Here is a 19652-nt window from a genome sequence, read left to right as displayed (position 1 = left end):
GCCGGGGCCTGGGGCGGGGCCTGGGGTGCCGACGGTCGGCCGCACGAGCCGCAGGCGGGCGCCCCCTCCGCCGAAGTCGCGCCACACGATGCGCAGTTGGCCATGGACCGTGTTCCCCCCGCTCGACGAGTCCCTGGTCCCCCAGGGAGCCCGTTTATCCCATCGGACCCGAACGGCTGTCAACCGTGTTGGCCGGTGGGCAGGTTGGCCCCGAACCGACGGCTCCGGGGCCGGCCCGCCGTCACGATCAGCGCTTCTTCGGCACCTCCGGGACGGGCAGCAGCGGCAGCCGCAGCGCGCCGAACGCGCCCTCGGGTACGGCCGGCCGCACCGGCGCGACGGCGGGGACGGGCCGGTACGCCTCGCCGGGGGCGGGGCGCGGGTCCTCCTCGCCCTTGTTCGGCCACATCGACATGGCGCGCTCGGCCTGCGCGGTGATGGTGAGCGAGGGGTTGACGCCGAGGTTGGCGGAAACGGCCGCGCCGTCCACCACGCTGATCCCGGGGTGCCCGTACAGCCGGTGGTACGGGTCGACCACGCCGGTCTCGGGCCCGTCGCCGATCGGGCAGCCGCCGAGGAAGTGGGCGGTCATCGGGATGTCGAAGATCTCGCCGACGGTGCTGCCCGGGAAGCCGTTGATCTCGTCCGCCAGCGCCTGGGCGCCCTTCTCGGCGGCCGGGATCCAGGTGGGGTTGGGGGTGCCGTGGCCCTGGGTCGAGGTGAGCCGGGGCTTGCCGATCGGGCCCTTCTTGAGCGAGACGGTGATCGAGTTGTCCAGCGACTGCATCACCAGGCCGATGATCGTCTTCTCGGACCAGCCGCGCTGGTTCATCGAACGGGCGAAGGTCACCGGGTGGAGCACCGAGTTGCCCAGGTAGCGCAGCCAGCGCGGGACCTTCCCGCCGCCCTTGACCTGCGCGATGGACAGCGCACCCATCGCGTTGGAGCCCTTGCCGTAGCGGACCGGCTCGATGTGGGTGTTGGCGTCGGGGTGGATCGAGGAGGTGATCGCGACGCCCTTGGTGAAGTCCGCCTTGGCGCCGTAGCGCCGGTCGGTGGTCTGCGCGCCCACCAGGGCCTCGGAGTTGGTGCGGGTCAGCTCGCCGAGCCGGGCGGAGATGCGGGGCAGGTGGCCGGCGTCGCGCATCCGGTGCAGCAGCGACTGGGTGCCGTAGGTGCCGGCCGCGACGACGACCCGGGCGGCGGTGATCGTCCGCGCGCCCGCCTTCACGCGGTCCGTCCTGGAGCGGGAGTCGGTACGGCGCACGTCCACGGCGTAGCCGGCGTTCCCGCGGCTGTCGGCCTGCTCACGGATCCGGGCCACCGTGGTGAGCGGGTGGATCTCGGCACCCAGTCGCTCGGCCAGGTACAGGTAGTTCTCGGTGAGCATGTTCTTGGCGCCGTGCCGGCAGCCGGTCATGCACTCGCCGCACTCCACGCAGGCCTTGCGAGCCGGGCCGGCGCCGCCGAAGTACGGGTCGGCGACCTCCTCCCCGGGCGCCGCCTTGGCGGCGCCCCCGGCGTCCTCGCCGTCACCGAAGAACACGCCGACCGGTGCCATGTGGAAGGTGTCGCCGACGCCCATCCGCTCGGCGGCCGCCTTGAGGTGCTCGTCCGAGGGGGTGACGGTCGGGTTGAGCCGGACCCCGAGCATCCGCTGCGCCTGGTCGTAGAACGGCGCCAACTCCTGCTGCCAGTCCGTGATGTGGCGCCACTGCCGGTCCTCGAAGAACGCCTTCGGCGGGACGTACAGGGTGTTGGCGTAGTTCAGCGAGCCGCCGCCGACCCCGGCGCCGGCCAGGATCAGCACGTTGGCCAGCAGGTGGATCCGCTGGATGCCGTACAGCCCGAGCTGCGGCGCCCACAGGTAGTTCGGCAGGTCCCAGGAGTTCCGCGGCAGTTCGTCCCGCTCGAAGCGCCGCCCGGCCTCCAGGACGGCGACCCGGTAGCCCTTCTCGGACAACCTCAGCGCCGCGACCGAACCGCCGAAGCCGGACCCGACCACGACCACGTCGTAGTCGAACTCCGCCGCACCGCCGGACTCCACCATCTGCCACTGCTCCTTCGGGGGTCGAACCTGCCTGGGGGGATGAGCCCGTGGGGCGTCACTTGAGCCGCAGGGCCTTGAGCACCCGCAACCCGCCGGTCATCACGGCGGCGAACTGCCGGTCGTCCAGGCCGAACGCGGGCGCCAGCGGCATCACCCGCTGGGTCGAGACGGTCTGCGCCTCGGTGAAGCGCAGGATCCCCTCCGCGCCGTGGCGCCGGCCGAGCCCGGAGTCGCCCATGCCGCCCATCGGGGAGGCGACCGAGCCGTACGCGGCCGCGTAGGCCTCGTTGACGTTGACCGTGCCGGTGCGCAGCCGCGCCGCGACCGCCCGGCCGCGCCGCTGGTCCCTGGTCCAGACGCTGGAGTTCAGGCCGTACGGCGTGGAGTTGGCGGCGGTGACCGCCTCCTCCTCGGTGTCGAAGCGGTAGACGGAGACGACCGGGCCGAAGGTCTCCTCGGCGCAGACCGCCATCTCCGGGGTCACCCCGTCGAGGATGGTCGGCTCGTAGAAGTACGGGCCGAGGTCGGGCCTGGCCCGCCCGCCGGCCAGCACGGTGGCGCCGGCCTTGACCGCCTCCTCCACGTGCCGGGTGGTGGTGTCCAGCTGGCGGGCGGAGACCAGCGAGCCCATGTCGGCGCCGTACGCCAGGCCGCCGCCGAGGCGCAGCGCCCGGGTGCGGGCGGTGAAGCGCTCCAGGAAGTCGTCGGCCACCGAGCGGTGCACCAGCAGCCTTTCGATCGAGATGCACAGCTGCCCGGCCGAGGAGAAGCAGGCCCGTACGGCGCCCGCGGCGGCCGCGTCGAGGTCGGCGTCGGAGAGCACCAGCATGGCGTTCTTGCCGCCGAGTTCGAGCGAGGCGCCGACCAGCCGGGCGGCGGCCCGCTGGGCGACCTCGCGGCCGGTGCGGGTCGAGCCGGTGAAGGAGACGTAGTCGGCGTGCTCCACCACGGCGGGGCCGATCACCGGGCCGTCGCCGATCACGACCTGCCACAGGTCGGCGGGCAGCCCGGCCTCGATCAGCAGCTCACGGGCCCACAGGCCGGTCAGCGCGGTCTGGGTGTCGGGCTTGTTGACCACGGCGTTGCCGGCCGCGAAGGCGGGCAGCAGGTCGCCGACGCACAGTTCCAGCGGGTAGTTCCACGGCGAGATGTGGCCGACCACGCCCTTGGGGCGGCGGGCCTCGACGGTGTGGGTGAGCACCGGCAGCGCCCCGCCGCGGCGGCGGTCCCGGAGGTACCCCTGCGCGCCGCGGCCGTAGTGCCGGGCGGCCATGGCGACGGCGAGCACCTCCTCGAAGGCGTGCAGCCGGGCCTTGCCGGTCTCGGCCTGGATCAGGTCCAGCACCTCGTCCTGCCGCTTGAGCAGCAGGTCGTGGAAGCGCAGCAGGACGGCGGCGCGGCGGCGCACCGGCAGCGCGGCCCAGGCGGGCTGGGCGCGCCGGGCCAGCTGGAAGGCGACCTCGACGTCGGCCGGGGTGGACTGCGGCAGGCCGGCCAGCCGCTCACCGGTCAGCGGGGCGACGGTCTCCACCACGCTGGGCTCGCCGGTCGCGGTGACCCCGGCGGCCAGTCGGCCCACCAGGGACGGCGGGACGGCGGCGGAGACGGTGCGTCCCCCGCCGGGAGCTGCCGGGTTGCCGCTCGCGGGCCCGGCGCCGGGGTGTTCGGTGGCCGCTGCATCTGCTGTGAGGTCCGACATACGGCGCAGCCTAGGCCTTCGGGGGCCGGTGCGGTACCCGTCGGTAACAAGAATCTGCCGCAGTCGGGCGATACCGGGCGCGGCGGTCCGCGGGCGGGTTCAGCGGGTCGGTGTGAAGTGGTTGAGCACCGTGGTGAAGCGCTGCTCGGCCTCGTTCCACTCGTTGCCCTTGTCCGGGCTGGACGAGTAGATCGCGTACGCGGTGCCGTCCTCGTCGATGAACTCGGCCTCGATCGCGCGGCGCCGGCCGCCGCCCTGGGCCAGGTAGCTGAACTCCCAGACGGCCGCCTCGTGGCCGTTCACGGCGGCGCTCGCCAGCCGGTGCTGCTTGTAGTCCTTGAGCGACTTGGAGACGGTCGCCTCCATCTGCCTCATGTGGTCCAGCGGCTTGATCGACTGGCCGACGGTGACCGCGAACTGCAGGTAGTGCACCTTGCCGTCGGGGCTGTAGAAGATCTGGTTGTTGTCCGTCCCGGTGATCCGCTGCCAGGCCGGAGTACCGGTCGGCAGCGGGAAGCGGAAGCCCGCCGGGTCGTCGACCCAGTGGTAGCCGCCCGGTGCGGAGGCCTCGGAGTCGGCGGTGCTGCTCGGCTCCGGCTCGGTGGTCTCGGCCGGGCCGGTCGGGGTGGTGCCGGCGTCCGGGGTGTCGACCACGTGCCGGGTGGCGAAGAAGGTCGCCAGGGCCGCCAGCAGCCCGACCGCCACCGCGACGGCGACCAGCTTCATCCGGCCGCGACGCTTGGCCGGTCCGCGCGCGGGCGCGACGGTGTGCGCGACGGGCGTGCCGACAGCGGCGTGCGCCTGCGGCGTGGTGGATGCGCTCTCGGCGACGGCCGGGACGGCGGGGGTGTCGGCGGTCCCGGCGCGGACCGGGCGCGGTTCGGTGGGCTCCTCCGAACCCTCCACCGGCGGCTCCGCGGCGCCCTCCGTCACCTCGCTGCGGTCCACCACGGGCACCGACTGGGTCGGCATGCGGACCGGCGCGACCGACTTCAGGCCCATGGTGTGCCCGGCCTGCACCTCGGCCAGCATCCGGGCCGCCTCGTCCGCGCTCGGCCGCTCGGCCGGGTCCTTGGCCATCAGCGCGGCCAGCACCGGCCCGAGCGGCCCGGCCCGGCGCGACTCCGGCAGCGGCTCGTCCACCACCGCGGCGAGCGTGGTGATCGGCGAGTCCCGGCGGAACGGCGACTGCCCCTCGACCGCCGCGTACAGCGTCGCCCCCAGACCCCAGAGGTCTGAGGCCGGCCCGGGCCGCTGGCCCTGGGCGCGTTCGGGCGCCAGGTAGTCCGGCGAGCCGACCAGGTCCCCCGGCCGGGTCAGCTCGGTGGAGCCCTCGTACTTCGCGATGCCGAAGTCCAGCAGCACCACCCGCCCGGTGCCGCGCTCCAGCAGCACGTTGGCCGGCTTGACGTCCCGGTGCAGCACGCCGAGCTGGTGGCCGCGGTGCAGCGCGGCCAGCACCTGGCTGCCGACCTCGGCGGCGGCGCGCGGCGGGAGGGTGCCGTCCTGGCTGATCACGTCGGCCAGGGAACGGCCGTCGACCAGCTCCATCACGATCCACGGCCGGCCGTCCTGCTCCAGCACGTCGTGCACGGTGATCACACCGGGGTGCTTGATCCGGGCGGCCGCGCTGGCCTCGCGCTTCATCCGCGCGTGCAGGATCTGCAGGTCCTCCTCGGGCAGGTGGTTGACGGTCAGCTCCTTGACCGCGACCTCGCGGTCCAGCATCCGGTCCCAGGCCCGCCAGACCGTCCCCATCCCGCCGCGGCCGAGCCGCTCGCCGAGCTCGTACCGCCCGGCCAACAGCCGCTCCGCCTCAGCCGCCTCCGGCCGGTCCTGCACGCCCATCGGCGACCGCTCCCCCTCTCGATTCCACTCGCCGTCACCGCGACGGATCGCATGGTGCAGACCACTGTTCGAACAAATCCCACGCACACATTAGGCGTACCTCGCGCACCCCGGTAATCACGCCCACCCTCCGGACCGGCGGGCGGGTGCGCGCCGGGGCCGTCAGCCTGCGAACAGCACCACGGCGGTCATTCCCAGCACCAGCAGCAGGAACACGCCCCCGACCAGCAGCGGCCCCAGCAGCGCGGGGGGTATCCGCGGCGTCCTGGCGCCGGGCTCCACCCGGGGCCCCGGCCGGCCGGCCCGGACGCGCCGGCGCCGCAGCGGCACCAGCGGCGCGTCGGGCTTCAGCTCCACCGCCCGCGCCACCCGCTCGCCGTCGACCGGCTCCGGCGCACCCGCGAGAAGCACCGCCAGCTCCCCCCGCACCCCCTCCGCGGTCGGCCGCAGCGCCGGGTCCGGCTGCAGCAGCCGCTCGGCCAGCGGGGCCAGCGGCCCGCAGGCCACCGAGGGCTCGCGCCGCCCGTCCCGCACGGCGGTCACCAGCTCCGGCACCCCGCCCTCCGGGTACGGCGCACGGCCGGTGACCATCCGCTGCACCAGCACCCCGAGCGCCCAGCAGTCCCCCGCCGGACCGCCGTCCAGCGGCCAGCGCTCGGCCACCGGGCCGACCAGGGTGGCCCGGACCTCGTACCGGCGGCGGCCCCCCGGCCCGCCGAGGTCCTCCGCCAGCGCCTCCTGCGCCACCCCGGCCAGCAGCCCGCCGAGCATCGCCGCGCCGTCCTCGCAGACCAGCACCGACTCGGCGGTCAGATTGCCGTGGGAGAGCCCGGCCTCGTGCAGCGCCCGCAGGGCACCGGCCACGTCCGCCGCCAGCTCGGCCGCCCGGTAGGGCGGCACCGGACCGGCGGCCAGCAGCTCGGCCAACGTCTGCCCGGCCGGACGCTCCTCCACCGTCCACAGCAGCTCGCCCTCGACGAAGGCCCCGACCCCGCGCAGCAGCCGCGGATGCCAGGACGGCGCGGCCGAACCGACCGCCGCCACCCGCCGCACCAGCCGGTCTCCCTGCCCGGTCGCCTCCGCCTCCGGGTCCTGACCGGCGGTCAGCAGCACGGGCAGCTCCACGGCGCGCAGCAGCACCGACTCGCCGGTCCGCTCGTCCACCGCGAAGGCGCGCAGCAGTTCCGGACGGTCCGTCAGCCGGTACCGCCCCGCCAGCAACTGCCCAGGGCCGCCTCGCATGCCAGTTCCTCTCGCTCACGAGCAGCCTACTGAGCGGCTCCTCGGGCTCGGCCCCACGTCCCGGACCGGACCGATCCGACCCGCACCGCCTGCCGCGGGGGGCCACGGCCAAGCCAACCAGGCGCGGGCCGTCCGCACGCGCGGAGCCACGGTCATCGACGGCGAGAAGCCCGCCGCCTCGGCCGGCCGGCCCACCCGGACGCCTCGGATGGGCGTGCCGGCACCGACCGCGCGTCGGATGCTCTCTCCGAAAGACGGCGAACCCGCCCGTTCCGGTTCCGTCGACGGCCGTCACCGACGCCCGTCGACGCCACCGCGGCCCGCGCCGAGGAGGAGTCCGGCGGACGGGCTACGGCGCCGGCTGGAAGCTGTTGAACACCACGTCGCGGACCGGCGCCTGGGCGGCCCACTGGGCGTCCGGGACGATCCAGTAGATCGAGTAGCCGTACTTGGCCGGGGTGCCCGTCACGAAGCCGCGGTTGAGCGAGTGCGTCCGGGGCGTGCCGCTGGTCCACTCCCAGTCCGCCGCGTTGGTCCACTGCCGGTAGGTGATCGCCGACAGGTTCAGCCGCTGGTAGTTCGTCACCTGGGCGCGCAGGTCGGGCTCGGAGTCCTGCCAGTCCGCGACGGCGCTCGCGTGCGGGGTGGTGCTCCACTCGATCCGCAGCTGGCTGCCGTCGGCCGCGTTCTTGAAGATCCGCCGGTTGGCGTCCGACCCGGCGGGCTGCAGCCAGTCCGGCAGGACGACCGAGAAGCCGCTCGGGTCCTTGTACTCGTGGTACCCGGCCGGCACGGCCTGGGTCGGGGCGGGCGCGGCCGTCGGAGTACCGGCGGCCGACGGCGGTGCGGTCGGGGCCGGCGCGGCCGACGGCGGCGCCGCGGCCGCCGTGGTCTCCGGCGCGGCGGCCGTACCGGCGGGCTCGGGTTCGGTGGACGGCGCCGCCGGAGCGTGGCTCGGCACGGCCTCGGTGGTCGCCGCCACCGGCGCGGTGGCGCCCGCGCTGTGGGTGCCCCCGCCGTTCGAACCGCCGTCCTCGCCGCCCACGGCCTTGACCACCGCGACCACTCCGGCGATCAGCAGCAGGACGACCACCACCGTGGCGATCGCCAGCCGGCGCCGACCGGTGCGCGGGTCGGCCCCGGCCGCCTGGGTCGCACCCCTGGTCCACTCGCTGGTCACCGGCCGGATCGGTTCGCCCGCCGGAGCGGGCTCCGGCTCGGCGGCGGGCTTCGCGACGGGCTCCGCCGCCTCCTCGTCCCGGGCCCGGCTGCCCACCCGGACCGTCCCCAGCAGCCCGCCGACGGTCCGCTTCGGCGCCTCCGGCTCGGCGGTGGCCACCACCTGCTCGACCGGCATCGCGTGCTCGGTGGTCGACTCCGCCTTCACGGTCGCCTCGGCGACCACCCGCTTGAGCATCGACCGGGTCTGCGAGGCGTCCAGGCGCTTCGCCGGGTCCTTCTCCAGCAGCCCCTCGATGACCGGCAGCAGCGGCCCGGCGTTCGCCGGCGGGGCGAGCTCCTCGGTCATCACCGCGGTCAGCGTCGCCAGCGCCGAGCCCCGGTCGTACGGCGGCCGCCCCTCGACCATCGCGTACAGCGTGCCGCCCAGCGACCACAGGTCCGCCGGCGGCCCGGGCTTCTGCCCGCGCGCCCGCTCCGGGGATATGTACGAGGGCGCGCCGACCAGCATGCCGGTGGAGGTGACCGAGGCGTCGCCCTCCACGCTGGCGATCCCGAAGTCGGTCAGCACCACCCGGCCGTCCTCGCCGATCAGCACGTTGGACGGCTTGACGTCCCGGTGCAGGATGCCCAGCGCGTGGGCCGCACTCAGCACGCCCAGCACGTCCAGCGCGATCTCCGCCGCCCGGCCGGGGGCCAGCGGCCCGTCCTCCCGGACCACGTCGGCCAGCGAGCGGGACTCCACCAGCTCCATGACGATCCACGGCCGGTCGTCCTCGTCGACCACGTCGAAGACGGTCACCGCCGAGTTGTGCCGGATCCGCGCGGTCGCCTTCGCCTCGCGCAGCGTCCGGACGATCAGCCGGTGCTTCTCCTCCTCGTCGACGCTGGCGTTCATCCGCAGTTCCTTGACCGCGACGGTCCGGCCCAGCATCTCGTCCTCGGCGCGCCAGACGGTACCCATGCCGCCACGCCCGAGCACGCCGTTCAGCCGGTAGCGGCCGGCCAGGAGGCGGCCGGTGGAACCCTGCGCCTGGGTCATTCGGAACGTTCCCCCATGTGCTGCTGGCGGTCGTGGTGACGGCGCGTCGGCCCGGCCCGGGCCCGAACGCCCAAGCCTCCATCATCTCCTGTCCCGAGGGGCCCCGACCACCCGACCCCCGTCCCAAGCCAGGACGAACCGGAACGGGTGCGGCGCTCCGTGCTCGATCTGTGATCGAAAACTCGCCAAGATCTGTTCGAAGCGCTGCTAACGTTCGGCAGCTGATCGTCTTTTTCCGGGGGAACTCGACGCCCATGTCCGCACCAGCACCCGGCGCTGACGGCCCATCGCCCCGGCCGCGCACCGCCGAGCACTACTCGGTCGCACCGGCCCTCGAGACCCCGGACGGGTACGTCGCCCCCGGCATGCCCGGCGTCCCGGTCCCCGGCTACGACCCCACCACCCGGGCGGACCGCCGCCGGGCCGCCCCCCGGCGCCGCACCGCCCTGGCGGTCACCCTCGCCCTGCTCGCCGCCCTGCTCGGCGGCCTCGCCTACGGCTGCGCCCCGCTGCGCGCCGCCGACAGCCTCGGCTGGCTCACCATCGCCCAGGCCGGCCTGGTCGCCCTCCCCCTCGGCCTCCTCGGCGGCCGGAACCGCCTGCTCCCACCCCTCGGCGCCCTCCTCGCCGCCACCGCCCTCCTCCTCGGCCAGCTCGTCCAGCACCTCCGCCTGACCCACGCCGCCGGCCCCGCCCCCGACGGCCTCCTCCCGGCCGCCCTCTCCTCCTGGCGCGCCGACCTCCGCCCCCTCGACGCCGCCTTCTACGCCATCGCCCTCATCGGCGGCTTCCTCCTCACCCGCCGCACCGCCACCCGCACCTGATCCGGCCCCGGGAACGCCGAAGGCCCCCGCCCGGCGATCCGGACAGGGGCCCCCGCACGTCGACTCAGCGGTGGTCCAGCGCCGGGTTCACCGTGACCTCCACCCGCTGGAACTCCTTCAGCTCGGTGTACCCGGTCGTCGCCATCGCCCGCCGCAGCGCACCGAACAGGTTCATGGTCCCGTCCGGGGTGTGCGACGGCCCCGTGAGGATCTCCTCGGTGGTGCCGACCGTGCCGAGGTCCATCCGCTTGCCGCGCGGCAGCTCCTCGTGGACGGCCTCCATCCCCCAGTGGAAGCCCTTGCCCGGCGCGTCGGTGGCCCGGGCCAGCGCGGCACCGATCATCACCGCGTCGGCGCCGCAGGCGACGGCCTTGGGGATGTCGCCGCTGTAGCCGACGCCGCCGTCCGCGATCACGTGCACGTAGCGGCCGCCGGACTCGTCCATGTAGTCGCGGCGGGCGGCCGCCACGTCGGCCACGGCGGTGGCCATCGGCACCTGGATGCCGAGCACGTTGCGGGTGGTGTGGGCGGCGCCGCCGCCGAAGCCGACCAGCACGCCGGCCGCGCCGGTCCGCATCAGGTGGAGCGCCGCGGTGTAGGTGGCGCAGCCGCCGACGATCACCGGCACGTCCAGCTCGTAGATGAACTGCTTGAGGTTGAGCGGCTCGGCGGCACCGGAGACGTGCTCGGCCGAGACGGTGGTGCCGCGAATGACGAAGACGTCCACGCCGGCGTCCACCACGGCCTTGGAGAACTCGGCGGTGCGCTGCGGCGAGAGCGCGGCGGCGGTGACCACGCCGGAGTCGCGGACCTCCTGGATCCGCTGCTTGATCAGCTCCGCGCGGATCGGGGCGGAGTAGATCTCCTGGAGGCGGCGGGTCGCCGTCGACGCGTCGGTGATCGAGGCGATCTCGTCCAGCAGCGGCTGCGGGTCCTCGTAGCGGGTCCAGAGGCCTTCCAGGTTCAGCACGCCCAGACCGCCCAGGCGGCCGATCTTGATGGCCTGCTCGGGCGAGACGACGCTGTCCATCGGGGCGGCCAGGAACGGCAGCTCGAAGCGGTAGGCGTCGATCTGCCAGGCGATCGAGACCTCCTTCGGGTCACGCGTACGGCGGCTGGGGACGACGGCGATGTCGTCGAAGGCGTACGCCCGGCGGCCGCGCTTGCCTCGCCCGATCTCGATCTCAGTCACTTCGAGCCCTTCTGGTTTGTTGCTCATGCCCGCCGGGTCACCCCGGCCGCCCCCAGTATCCCGTACCCGCGCCGGCGGCGCCCCGACGGCCCACACCCCGAACAGGCCGAGGGCCCGCCGTCGCCGTGCGACAGCGGGCCCTCGGACCTCGGCCGTTCGAGCCGTCCGGACCGGCCGGGCCGGTCAGCGCGAGGAGTAGTTCGGCGCCTCGACGGTCATCTGGATGTCGTGCGGGTGGCTCTCCTTGAGGCCCGCCGAGGTGATCCGGACGAAGCGGCCCTTGCTCTCCATCTCGGCGATGGTGGCGGCGCCGACGTAGCCCATGGTCTGGCGCAGACCGCCGACCAGCTGGTGCAGCACGGCCGACAGCGGGCCGCGGTAGGGCACCTGGCCCTCGATGCCCTCGGGGACGAGCTTGTCGTCCGAGGCCACCTCGGCCTGGAAGTAGCGGTCCTTGGAGTACGAGCGGCCCTGGCCGCGGGACTGCATGGCGCCCAGCGAGCCCATGCCGCGGTAGGACTTGAACTGCTTGCCGTTGATGAACATCAGCTCACCCGGGGACTCCTCGCAGCCCGCCAGCAGCGAGCCGAGCATCACCGTGTCGGCACCGGCGGCGAGCGCCTTGCCGATGTCGCCCGAGTACTGCAGGCCGCCGTCGCCGATGACCGGCACGCCGGCCGCCTGGCAGGCCTGGGCGGCCTCGTAGATGGCGGTGATCTGCGGGACGCCGATGCCGGCGACGACGCGGGTGGTGCAGATGGAGCCGGGGCCGACGCCGACCTTGACCCCGTCCACGCCGGCGTCGATCAGCGCCTGGGCGCCGTCGCGGGTGGCGACGTTGCCGCCGACGACGTCGATCCGGACGGCCGACTTGATCTTCTCGATCCAGGCCAGCGCGTTGTGGCTGTGGCCGTGCGAGGTGTCGACGACCAGGAAGTCCGCGCCCGCCTCGACCAGGGCCTGGGCCCGGTCGAAGGCCTCCGCGCTGGCGCCGACCGCGGCACCGACCAGCAGACGGCCCTCGGCGTCCTTGGCGGCGTTCGGGTACTGCTCGGCCTTGACGAAGTCCTTGACGGTGATCAGGCCCTTGATCCGGCCCTCGTCGTCGACCAGCGGCAGCTTCTCGATCTTGTGGCGGCGCAGCAGCGCCATCGCGTCCACGCCGGAGATGCCGACCTTGCCGGTGATCAGCGGCATCGGGGTCATGATCTCGCGGACCTGGCGGCTGCGGTCCGACTCGAAGGCCATGTCCCGGTTGGTGACGATGCCGAGCAGCTTGCCGCTCTCGTCGGCGATCGGGACGCCGGAGATGCGGAACTTGGCGCAGAGCGCGTCGGCCTCGGCCAGGGTGGTGTCGGGGCCGACGGTGATCGGGTCGCTGACCATGCCGGACTCGGAGCGCTTCACCAGGTCGACCTGGTTGGCCTGGTCCTCGACCGACAGGTTGCGGTGCAGCACGCCGACGCCGCCCTGGCGGGCCATCGCGATGGCCATCCGCGCCTCGGTCACCTTGTCCATCGCCGCGGACAGCAGCGGGATGTTGACGCGGACGTTCCGGGAGACCCGCGAGGAGGTGTCGACCTGGTTCGGCAGCACCTCGGAGGCCCCGGGCAGCAGCAGGACGTCATCGAACGTGAGCCCGAGCATGGCGAACTTCTCGGGTACGCCTGCGGCGTTGTAAGACATGGTGGGGGGTACCTTCCGTGGCCGGCCTTATCCGCTCACGCCCTGAGGGAGGGGGCGCGTTCATCGCTCACTCGCGCAGACCGCCGAAAGCCGGGTGGGATTGGACGAACCTCCAAGGGAACCCCGCGCACACCCGCGAAACTTTGGCAACCTGCCCAGGCGCCGATACCCCATGGTACTGGCACCTCGAATGTGCCCTCGTCTGCCCTTGACAACAACCCCCCGCCGGAGCTCATTCCGGACGGCGAAGCCCCGGCGCCGACCGCCCGGCCCGACGCGGAGCCGCACCGGGACCCGCAACGGAACCCCGCACCGGGAGCCCGACCGGAACCCCGTTCGGAGGCTCACGCCTCAGGAGGACTCCTCGGCGAGCGCCCGAAGTCTGCTGAGCGCCCGGTGCTGGGCCACCCGGACGGCCCCCGGCGACATCCCGAGCACCTCGCCGGTCTCCTCCGCGGACAGCCCCGCGGCCACCCGCAGCAGCACCAGCTCGCGCTGACGGGCCGGCAGGTTGGAGAGCAGTTCCTTGGCCCAGGCCGCGTCACTGCTGAGCAGCGCCTGCTCCTCCGGGCCGAGCGCCTCGTCCGGCACCTCCGGCAGGTCGTCCTGCGGCACGACCGTCGACCCGGGCCCGCGCATCGCGGCCCGCTGCAGATCGGCGATCTTGTGCGCGGCGATCCCGTAGACGAAGGCCTCGAACGGCCGCCCCTGGTCCTTGTACCGGGGCAGCGCGCACAGCACCGCGACGCAGACCTCCTGGGCCACGTCGTCCACGTGGTGCCGGGCCCCGCCGGGCAGCCGGACCAGCTTGGCGCGGCAGTAGCGCAGGGCCAGCGGGTGGACGTAGGCGAGCAGGGCGTCGATGGCCGGGCCCTCGCCGCGGACGGCGGCCGCGACCAGCTCGCCCACCAACGGCGAACCGCCCGTGCCGAGCACCGGCGGGCGCCCCGGTCCGGCCCCCGCGCCGGGGCCGCCGGATCCGGCGTACGACGGATCGTGACCCGGGCCGGAGGGCTCGGCCTCACCCGGGTCCGCCTGGCCGGCCGCACCGGCGACGTCGTCGCGCATCGGTCCATGGTGCCTGGTCGACCGGGAAAACGCGGCACCGCGTCCGGAGTTGTGCACCGGAACGTTATGCGCTGCGGCACTGCGCGGCGTTCCGCGCCTCACCGGCCCCTCCTGCACCGTGCCGCCTCCCGCACCGCCGCCGTGGGTGGTCCCGTCCGTCGCGCCGTCCGCCGAGTGTCCTGCGGCTGCGTGGTTCGCCGCAGTGCCTGTCCGCTGGTCCCCGAGGTGCTCCACTCCTCCATGGTGCAACCTCGGGACCGGAACGTCACACGCCCGTGCGGCTCCCGCTCCGGGGATCGACGGCGGCGCGCCGCTTCCCCGGCGCCGCCGCGGTCAGCGGACCAGGCCCCAGCGGAAGCCCAGCGCCACCGCGTGCGCGCGGTCGGAGGCCCCGAGCTTCTTGAACAGCCGTCGGGCGTGGGTCTTGACGGTGTCCTCGGAGAGGAACAGCTCGCGGCCGATCTCGGCGTTGCTGCGGCCGTGGCTCATGCCCTCCAGCACCTGGATCTCACGCGCCGTCAGGGTCGGTGCGGCGCCCATGTCGGGGCTGCGCAGCCGGCGCGGGGCGAGCCGCCAGGTCGGGTCGGCGAGGGCCTGGGTGACGGTGGCCCGCAGTTCGGCGCGCGAGGCGTCCTTGTGCAGGTACCCGCGGGCACCCGCGGCCACCGCGAGCGCGACACCGTCGAGGTCCTCGGCGACGGTGAGCATGATGATCCGGGCGCCCGGGTCGGCCGACAGCAGCCGCCGGACCGTCTCGACCCCGCCGAGGCCGGGCATCCGGACGTCCATCAGGACGAGATCGGAGCGGTCGGCCACCCAGCGGCGGAGGACCTCCTCCCCGTTCGTCGCGGTGGTGACCCGGTCCACGCCGGGTACGGTCGCGACGGCGCGGCGAAGCGCCTCGCGGGCGAGCGGGGAATCGTCGCAAACGAGAACGGAAGTCATGACCGTCGTCCTCCGCAGCTGATCCGCGTCACGTTGAGCCTCCTGGCTGGTACGAACCTCTCCGACACGGCCGATCGGCGACGGACCCCGGCCTGATCGCCCCGACTTGCCCGCGATCGTTCCCGACGTCCGGCGCCCGCTAACCGCCTCCGCACTTCCAACGACCGTCACTCGAATGAGTTACGGCCTTCAGGCCATCTCCACCACTGTACGTGGCCGACCCGTTACGGATCAGCCGCATCGCGGTGCACACGCCGCACTTTTGCGCAGCTCGCGCGCGGTCGGCGCACGACCCGCACACCGGTGCGGGTCGCCTGCGCGCCCGTCGGCCACCCGATTGCCGCACCCTCGCCCGCCGAAACCCCTTGCCCACTTTGCCCGTTTTTATAGCTTTCGCATGGTCATTGACTGTTGTGCCCGTGTGTGGGTGACTTGTCCATGGAGTTGCCTTAAGTCATATTTCCAGGTGTCCACACCAGCGCGGGACGCCCCGCCGGGCACCGCTCGGCAGCAGCCCGCCGACACGCCCGGCTGAAGGCCGACCGCATCCGAAGGGAATGAGCCATGGCAGATTTCTCCCGCCTCCCCGGTCCCAACGCGGACCTCTGGGACTGGCAGCTCTCGGCAGCCTGCCGCGGCGTGGACAGCTCGCTCTTCTTCCACCCGGAGGGCGAGCGCGGGGCGGCCCGCAGTTCGCGCGAGGCGAGCGCCAAGGAGGTCTGCATGCGGTGCCCGGTGATCGCCGAGTGCGCCGCGCACGCCCTGGCGGTCCGCGAGCCGTACGGCGTCTGGGGAGGAATGACGGAGGACGAGCGCGAGGAGATGCTGGGCCGCTCGCGGCACCGCCTGGTGGAGGTCCCGCTGACCCCGCCGGCCGTCGCGCGGCGTTAGACCCGCCTCCGCGGTGCGCCGTGAAGAAACGTTTCTTCGCGGCGCCTCAGGCCGCGCACAGTCGGTGCGCGCCCCGAGGGAAGGGCATCGCCGGACGTCAGTGGTCGGCGGCCGCGCCCGCCAGCCGCTCCAGCATCAGCGCGACGGCCGGCACCTCGGCCAGGTCCGGCAGGGTCAGCGCCACCACCTGGCGCAGCGCGGGAGCCCCGGAGGCCGTCCGCACCGGCACCGTCGACACGCCGTCAGGGCGCACCGACCGCAGGGCCAGCCGGGGCAGCACCGCGACCCCGAGCCCGGCCGCCACCAGGCCGACCACCGCCGGGTAGTCGTCGGTCGCGAAGTCGATCCGGGGCTCGAAGCCCGCTCCGGCGCACAGCTCCACCAGGTGCCCCCGGCACTGCGGACAGCCGGCGATCCACTGTTCCCCCGCCAGCTCCGCCAGGCTCACCGCCCCGCCCCGCCCGGCCAGCGGATGGGCGGCGGGCAGCAGGCCCACGAGCGGATCGTCCAGCAGCGGGGTGACCACCAGATCGGACCAGTCCGACCCGGCGGACAGCTGCTGCGCCTCCAGGTTCGCCTCCGCCCGCGCCTCGCGCGGCGTCCCGTGCGCGGGGGCGGGGGCGGGCAGCGCCACGGCGCCGTCCGACTGCGGGTAGCGGAAGGCCAGCGCGATCTCGCACTCGCCGCCGCGCAGCATCGCCAGCGACTCCGGCGGTTCCGCCTCGACCAGCGACACGCGCACCCCCGGATGGCCGTCCCGCAGCCGGGCTACCGCGGGCGGCACCAGGGTGGAGCTCGCGGTCGGGAACGAGACCAGCCGCACCCGACCGGCCCGCAGTCCGGCGATCGCGGCGACCTCCTCCTCGGCGGCGGAGAGCCCGGCCAGGATTCCGGTGGCATGCTTGAGCAGCACCCGCCCGGCCTCGCTGAGCTGCATCCCGCGGCCCGAGCGGACCACCAGGGGGGTGTCGACCGACTTCTCCAGCGCCTTCATCTGCTGGCTGATGGCGGGTTGGGTGCACCCCAGCTCGCGGGCGGCGGCGGAGAAGGAGCCGGTGCGGGCGACGGCACGCAGGACGCGCAGGTGGCGGGCCTCGATCATGCCTCAGTTATAAGGCAATCTTTGCATTCTGCAAAATTCTACTGATAGTTGAAGCCTCAAAGGTCCGGCGATCGGGCGAGCCCCCCGGCCCGAGCCGAAGGGGCGCGCCGGTGCCGAAAGGGAGAAGCGAGGAGGCCCGAGGAACGAGGGCCTTGGAGCGCCGACCGTCGGCACCGGGTCGGAGCGCCCCGCAGGCGAGCGGGTGAGCACCCGCCCCGAGCCGAAGGGGCGCGCCGGTGCCGAAAGGAAGAAGCGAGGAGGACCGAGGAACGAGGGCCTTGGAGCGCCGACCGTCGGCACCGGGCCGGAGCGCCCCGCAGGCGAGCGGGCGAGTAACAGCCCCCAGCCACGCGAACCGGCGAGCGGGCGACCCCGCCCCGAGCCGAAGGGGCGCGCCGGTGCCGAAAGGGAGAAGCGAGGAGGACCGAGGAACGAGGGCCTTGGAGCGCCGACCGTCGGCACCGGGCCGGAAGCGCCCCGGAGGCGAGCGGGCGAGCAGCAGCGCGCCCCGCAGGCGAGTGGGCGAGTAGCAGGGAGGCCCGGCCCGCCACCCCTTGCAGGGTGCGGACCGGGCCTCCGGTCAGGCGTCGGAGCCTCAGTGCGAGTGGCCGTGGCCGTGCGAGTGGCCGTGACCGTTCTCGGCCTCCTCCTCCTTCTTCTCCACCACGAGGGTCTCGGTGGTGAGCAGCAGGGAGGCGATCGAGGCGGCGTTCTCCAGGGCGGAGCGGGTGACCTTGACCGGGTCGATGACGCCGGCCTTCACGAGGTCGCCGTACTCGCCGGTGGCGGCGTTGTAGCCCTGGCCGAGCTCCAGCTCGGAGACCTTGGAGGTGATGACGTAGCCCTCGAGGCCGGCGTTCTGGGCGATCCAGCGCAGCGGCTCGTGCAGCGCCTTGCGGACCACGGCGACACCGGTGGCCTCGTCGCCCGACAGGCCCAGGCCGTCGTTCAGCACCTTGGCGGCGTGGACCAGGGAGGCGCCACCACCGGCGACGATGCCCTCCTCGACCGCGGCGCGGGTCGCCGAGATGGCGTCCTCCAGGCGGTGCTTGCGCTCCTTCAGCTCCACCTCGGTGGCGGCGCCGACCTTGATGACGCAGACGCCGCCGGCCAGCTTGGCCAGGCGCTCCTGCAGCTTCTCGCGGTCCCAGTCGGAGTCGGTCGCGGCGATCTCGCCCTTGATCTGGGCGACGCGGCCGGCCACGGCCTCGGCGTCACCGGCACCGTCGACGACCGTGGTGGCGTCCTTGGTGATGGTCACGCGGCGGGCGGTGCCCAGCACGTCCAGACCGACCTGATCGAGCTTGAGGCCGACCTCCTCGGAGATGACCTGGCCGCCGGTCAGGACGGCGAGGTCGCCGAGGATCGCCTTGCGGCGGTCGCCGAAGCCCGGCGCCTTGACGGCGACGGCGTTGAAGGTGCCGCGGATCTTGTTGACGACCAGGGTCGACAGCGCCTCGCCGTCGACGTCCTCGGCGATGATCAGCAGCGGCTTGGAGGAACCGCCCTGCAGGATCTTCTCCAGCAGCGGCAGCAGCTCCTGGATGGAGGAGATCTTGCCCTGGTTGATCAGGATGTACGGGTCCTCGAGGACCGCCTCCTGCCGCTCCGCGTCGGTGACGAAGTACGGCGACAGGTAGCCCTTGTCGAACTGCATGCCCTCGGTGAAGTCCAGCTCCACGCCGAAGGTGTTCGACTCCTCGACGGTGATGACACCGTCCTTGCCGACCTTGTCGATCGCCTCGGCGATCAGCTCGCCGACCTGGGGGTCCTGGGCGGAGAGGGACGCGACGGCGGCGACGTCGTCCTTGCCCTCGATCTCGCGGGCCACGGACAGCAGGTGCTCGGAGACGGCGGCGACGGCCTTGTCGATGCCCTTCTTCAGGGCGGCCGGGCCGGCACCGGCGGCGACGTTGCGCAGACCCTCGTTGACCAGGGCCTGGGCCAGCACGGTGGCGGTGGTGGTGCCGTCACCCGCGACGTCGTTGGTCTTGGTGGCGACCTCCTTGACGAGCTGCGCGCCAAGGTTCTCGTACGGGTCGTCCAGCTCGACCTCACGGGCGATGGTGACACCGTCGTTGGTGATGGTCGGGGCGCCGAACTTCTTGTCGATGACGACGTTGCGGCCCTTGGGGCCGATGGTCACCTTGACGGTGTCGGCCAGCTTGTTGACACCGCGCTCCAGCGAGCGGCGGGCGTCCTCGTCGAACTGCAGGATCTTCGCCATGTTCCCTATTCCCTCGGGGCTGCGGCCGACCGACCGGCCGCCGACAAACGTGAACCAACAACCACGCCCCGGGCCGCTGTCGTGGAGGACACGGTTCCGGGGCGGGTCGGGGACGTCTTACTTCTCGATGATCGCGAGGACGTCGCGAGCGGAGAGCACCAGGTACTCCTCGCCCTGGTACTTCACCTCGGTGCCGCCGTACTTCGAGTACAGGACGATGTCACCGACGGCGACGTCGAGCGGCAGACGCTGGCCGTCCTCGAAGCGGCCCGGGCCGACGGCCAGGACGACGCCCTCCTGGGGCTTCTCCTTGGCGGTGTCCGGGATAACCAGGCCGGAGGCCGTGGTGGTCTCGGCGTCGAGCGGCTGGACCACGATGCGGTCCTCGAGCGGCTTGATGGCAACCTTGCTGCTGGTGGTCACGTCCGAGCTCCCCTTCGGAGATTACGGGGCTTTCTTACGGGTATGGGGCGAACCTGCGAGCCTGCCGTCGCGGGGGTCAGACACGCGTCTTCGCGTTAGCACTCCCCCATTGGGGAGTGCCAAGGACGACCATAGGCCTGTGTTAGCACTCAGTCAACCAGAGTGCCAACGGCGCGCCCGGAGGGCCCGTGCCGCGCGCGACCGGCCGCACGTGTGTGCGGCCCGGGGCCTGCG

Annotated in this window: 14 protein-coding genes; 2 read left to right on the top strand and 12 right to left on the bottom strand. The window is 73.6% G+C overall.

What is annotated here, in order from left to right; all coding sequences use genetic code 11:
• Window positions 1-247: 247 nt before the first annotated feature.
• The 5 genes from ACGF07_RS18025 to ACGF07_RS18005 form a co-directional block, all read right to left on the bottom strand.
• Window positions 248-2050: an FAD-dependent oxidoreductase gene (locus ACGF07_RS18025; RefSeq protein WP_392899753.1), complete on the bottom strand. Its 1803-nt coding sequence runs from the start codon at window positions 2048-2050 to the stop codon at window positions 248-250.
• A gap of 55 nt (window positions 2051-2105) precedes the next feature.
• Window positions 2106-3749: a succinic semialdehyde dehydrogenase gene (locus ACGF07_RS18020; protein WP_392899750.1), complete on the bottom strand. Its 1644-nt coding sequence runs from the start codon at window positions 3747-3749 to the stop codon at window positions 2106-2108.
• 99 nt (window positions 3750-3848) lie between these two features.
• On the bottom strand, window positions 3849-5597 hold the full coding sequence (locus tag ACGF07_RS18015) for a protein kinase (RefSeq protein ID WP_392899747.1): 1749 nt from the start codon (window positions 5595-5597) through the stop codon (window positions 3849-3851).
• Between the two features lie 162 nt (window positions 5598-5759).
• On the bottom strand, window positions 5760-6839 hold the full coding sequence (locus tag ACGF07_RS18010; RefSeq protein WP_392899744.1) for a protein kinase: 1080 nt from the start codon (window positions 6837-6839) through the stop codon (window positions 5760-5762).
• A 349-nt stretch (window positions 6840-7188) separates the two neighbouring features.
• On the bottom strand, window positions 7189-9060 hold the full coding sequence (locus ACGF07_RS18005) for a serine/threonine-protein kinase (protein ID WP_392899742.1): 1872 nt from the start codon (window positions 9058-9060) through the stop codon (window positions 7189-7191).
• A gap of 254 nt (window positions 9061-9314) precedes the next feature.
• On the opposite strand from ACGF07_RS18005, the gene ACGF07_RS18000 reads away from it, so the two are divergent.
• On the top strand, window positions 9315-9884 hold the full coding sequence (locus ACGF07_RS18000; RefSeq protein ID WP_392899739.1) for a hypothetical protein: 570 nt from the start codon (window positions 9315-9317) through the stop codon (window positions 9882-9884).
• 64 nt (window positions 9885-9948) lie between these two features.
• On the opposite strand, the gene ACGF07_RS17995 is transcribed toward ACGF07_RS18000, so the two are convergent.
• The 4 genes from ACGF07_RS17995 to ACGF07_RS17980 form a co-directional block, all read right to left on the bottom strand.
• Window positions 9949-11076: a GuaB3 family IMP dehydrogenase-related protein gene (locus tag ACGF07_RS17995; RefSeq protein WP_350735784.1), complete on the bottom strand. Its 1128-nt coding sequence runs from the start codon at window positions 11074-11076 to the stop codon at window positions 9949-9951.
• 183 nt (window positions 11077-11259) lie between these two features.
• The gene (guaB, locus tag ACGF07_RS17990) at window positions 11260-12762 is read right to left on the bottom strand and encodes an IMP dehydrogenase (protein ID WP_350735781.1); all 1503 of its coding nucleotides are present in this window, start codon (window positions 12760-12762) and stop codon (window positions 11260-11262) included.
• 351 nt (window positions 12763-13113) lie between these two features.
• Complete coding sequence (shbA, locus tag ACGF07_RS17985) at window positions 13114-13830, bottom strand: RNA polymerase sigma factor ShbA (protein WP_350735779.1); 717 nt, start codon at window positions 13828-13830, stop codon at window positions 13114-13116.
• A gap of 333 nt (window positions 13831-14163) precedes the next feature.
• Window positions 14164-14775: a response regulator transcription factor gene (locus ACGF07_RS17980; protein ID WP_014136228.1), complete on the bottom strand. Its 612-nt coding sequence runs from the start codon at window positions 14773-14775 to the stop codon at window positions 14164-14166.
• 564 nt (window positions 14776-15339) lie between these two features.
• Here ACGF07_RS17980 and ACGF07_RS17975 point away from each other — a divergent pair.
• Window positions 15340-15666: a WhiB family transcriptional regulator gene (locus tag ACGF07_RS17975; protein ID WP_350735776.1), complete on the top strand. Its 327-nt coding sequence runs from the start codon at window positions 15340-15342 to the stop codon at window positions 15664-15666.
• Window positions 15667-15763: 97 nt separating this feature from the next.
• On the opposite strand, the gene ACGF07_RS17970 is transcribed toward ACGF07_RS17975, so the two are convergent.
• From ACGF07_RS17970 to groES, 3 genes are all read right to left on the bottom strand, one after another.
• Window positions 15764-16768 carry a LysR family transcriptional regulator gene (locus ACGF07_RS17970; RefSeq protein ID WP_392899734.1) on the bottom strand — a complete coding sequence of 335 codons (1005 nt, stop codon included), beginning with the start codon at window positions 16766-16768 and terminating at the stop codon, window positions 15764-15766.
• Window positions 16769-17363: 595 nt separating this feature from the next.
• Window positions 17364-18995 carry a chaperonin GroEL gene (gene groL / locus ACGF07_RS17965; RefSeq protein WP_350735770.1) on the bottom strand — a complete coding sequence of 544 codons (1632 nt, stop codon included), beginning with the start codon at window positions 18993-18995 and terminating at the stop codon, window positions 17364-17366.
• Window positions 18996-19112: 117 nt separating this feature from the next.
• Window positions 19113-19418 (bottom strand): co-chaperone GroES, encoded by a 306-nt coding sequence (groES, locus tag ACGF07_RS17960; RefSeq protein ID WP_014136232.1) that lies wholly within the window; start codon window positions 19416-19418, stop codon window positions 19113-19115.
• Window positions 19419-19652 lie beyond the last annotated feature (234 nt).

Origin of the sequence: Kitasatospora sp. NPDC048194 (assembly GCF_043202455.1) — a bacterium.
GTDB lineage: Bacteria > Actinomycetota > Actinomycetes > Streptomycetales > Streptomycetaceae > Kitasatospora.
This window is presented reverse-complemented; position numbering and strand designations above follow the sequence as displayed.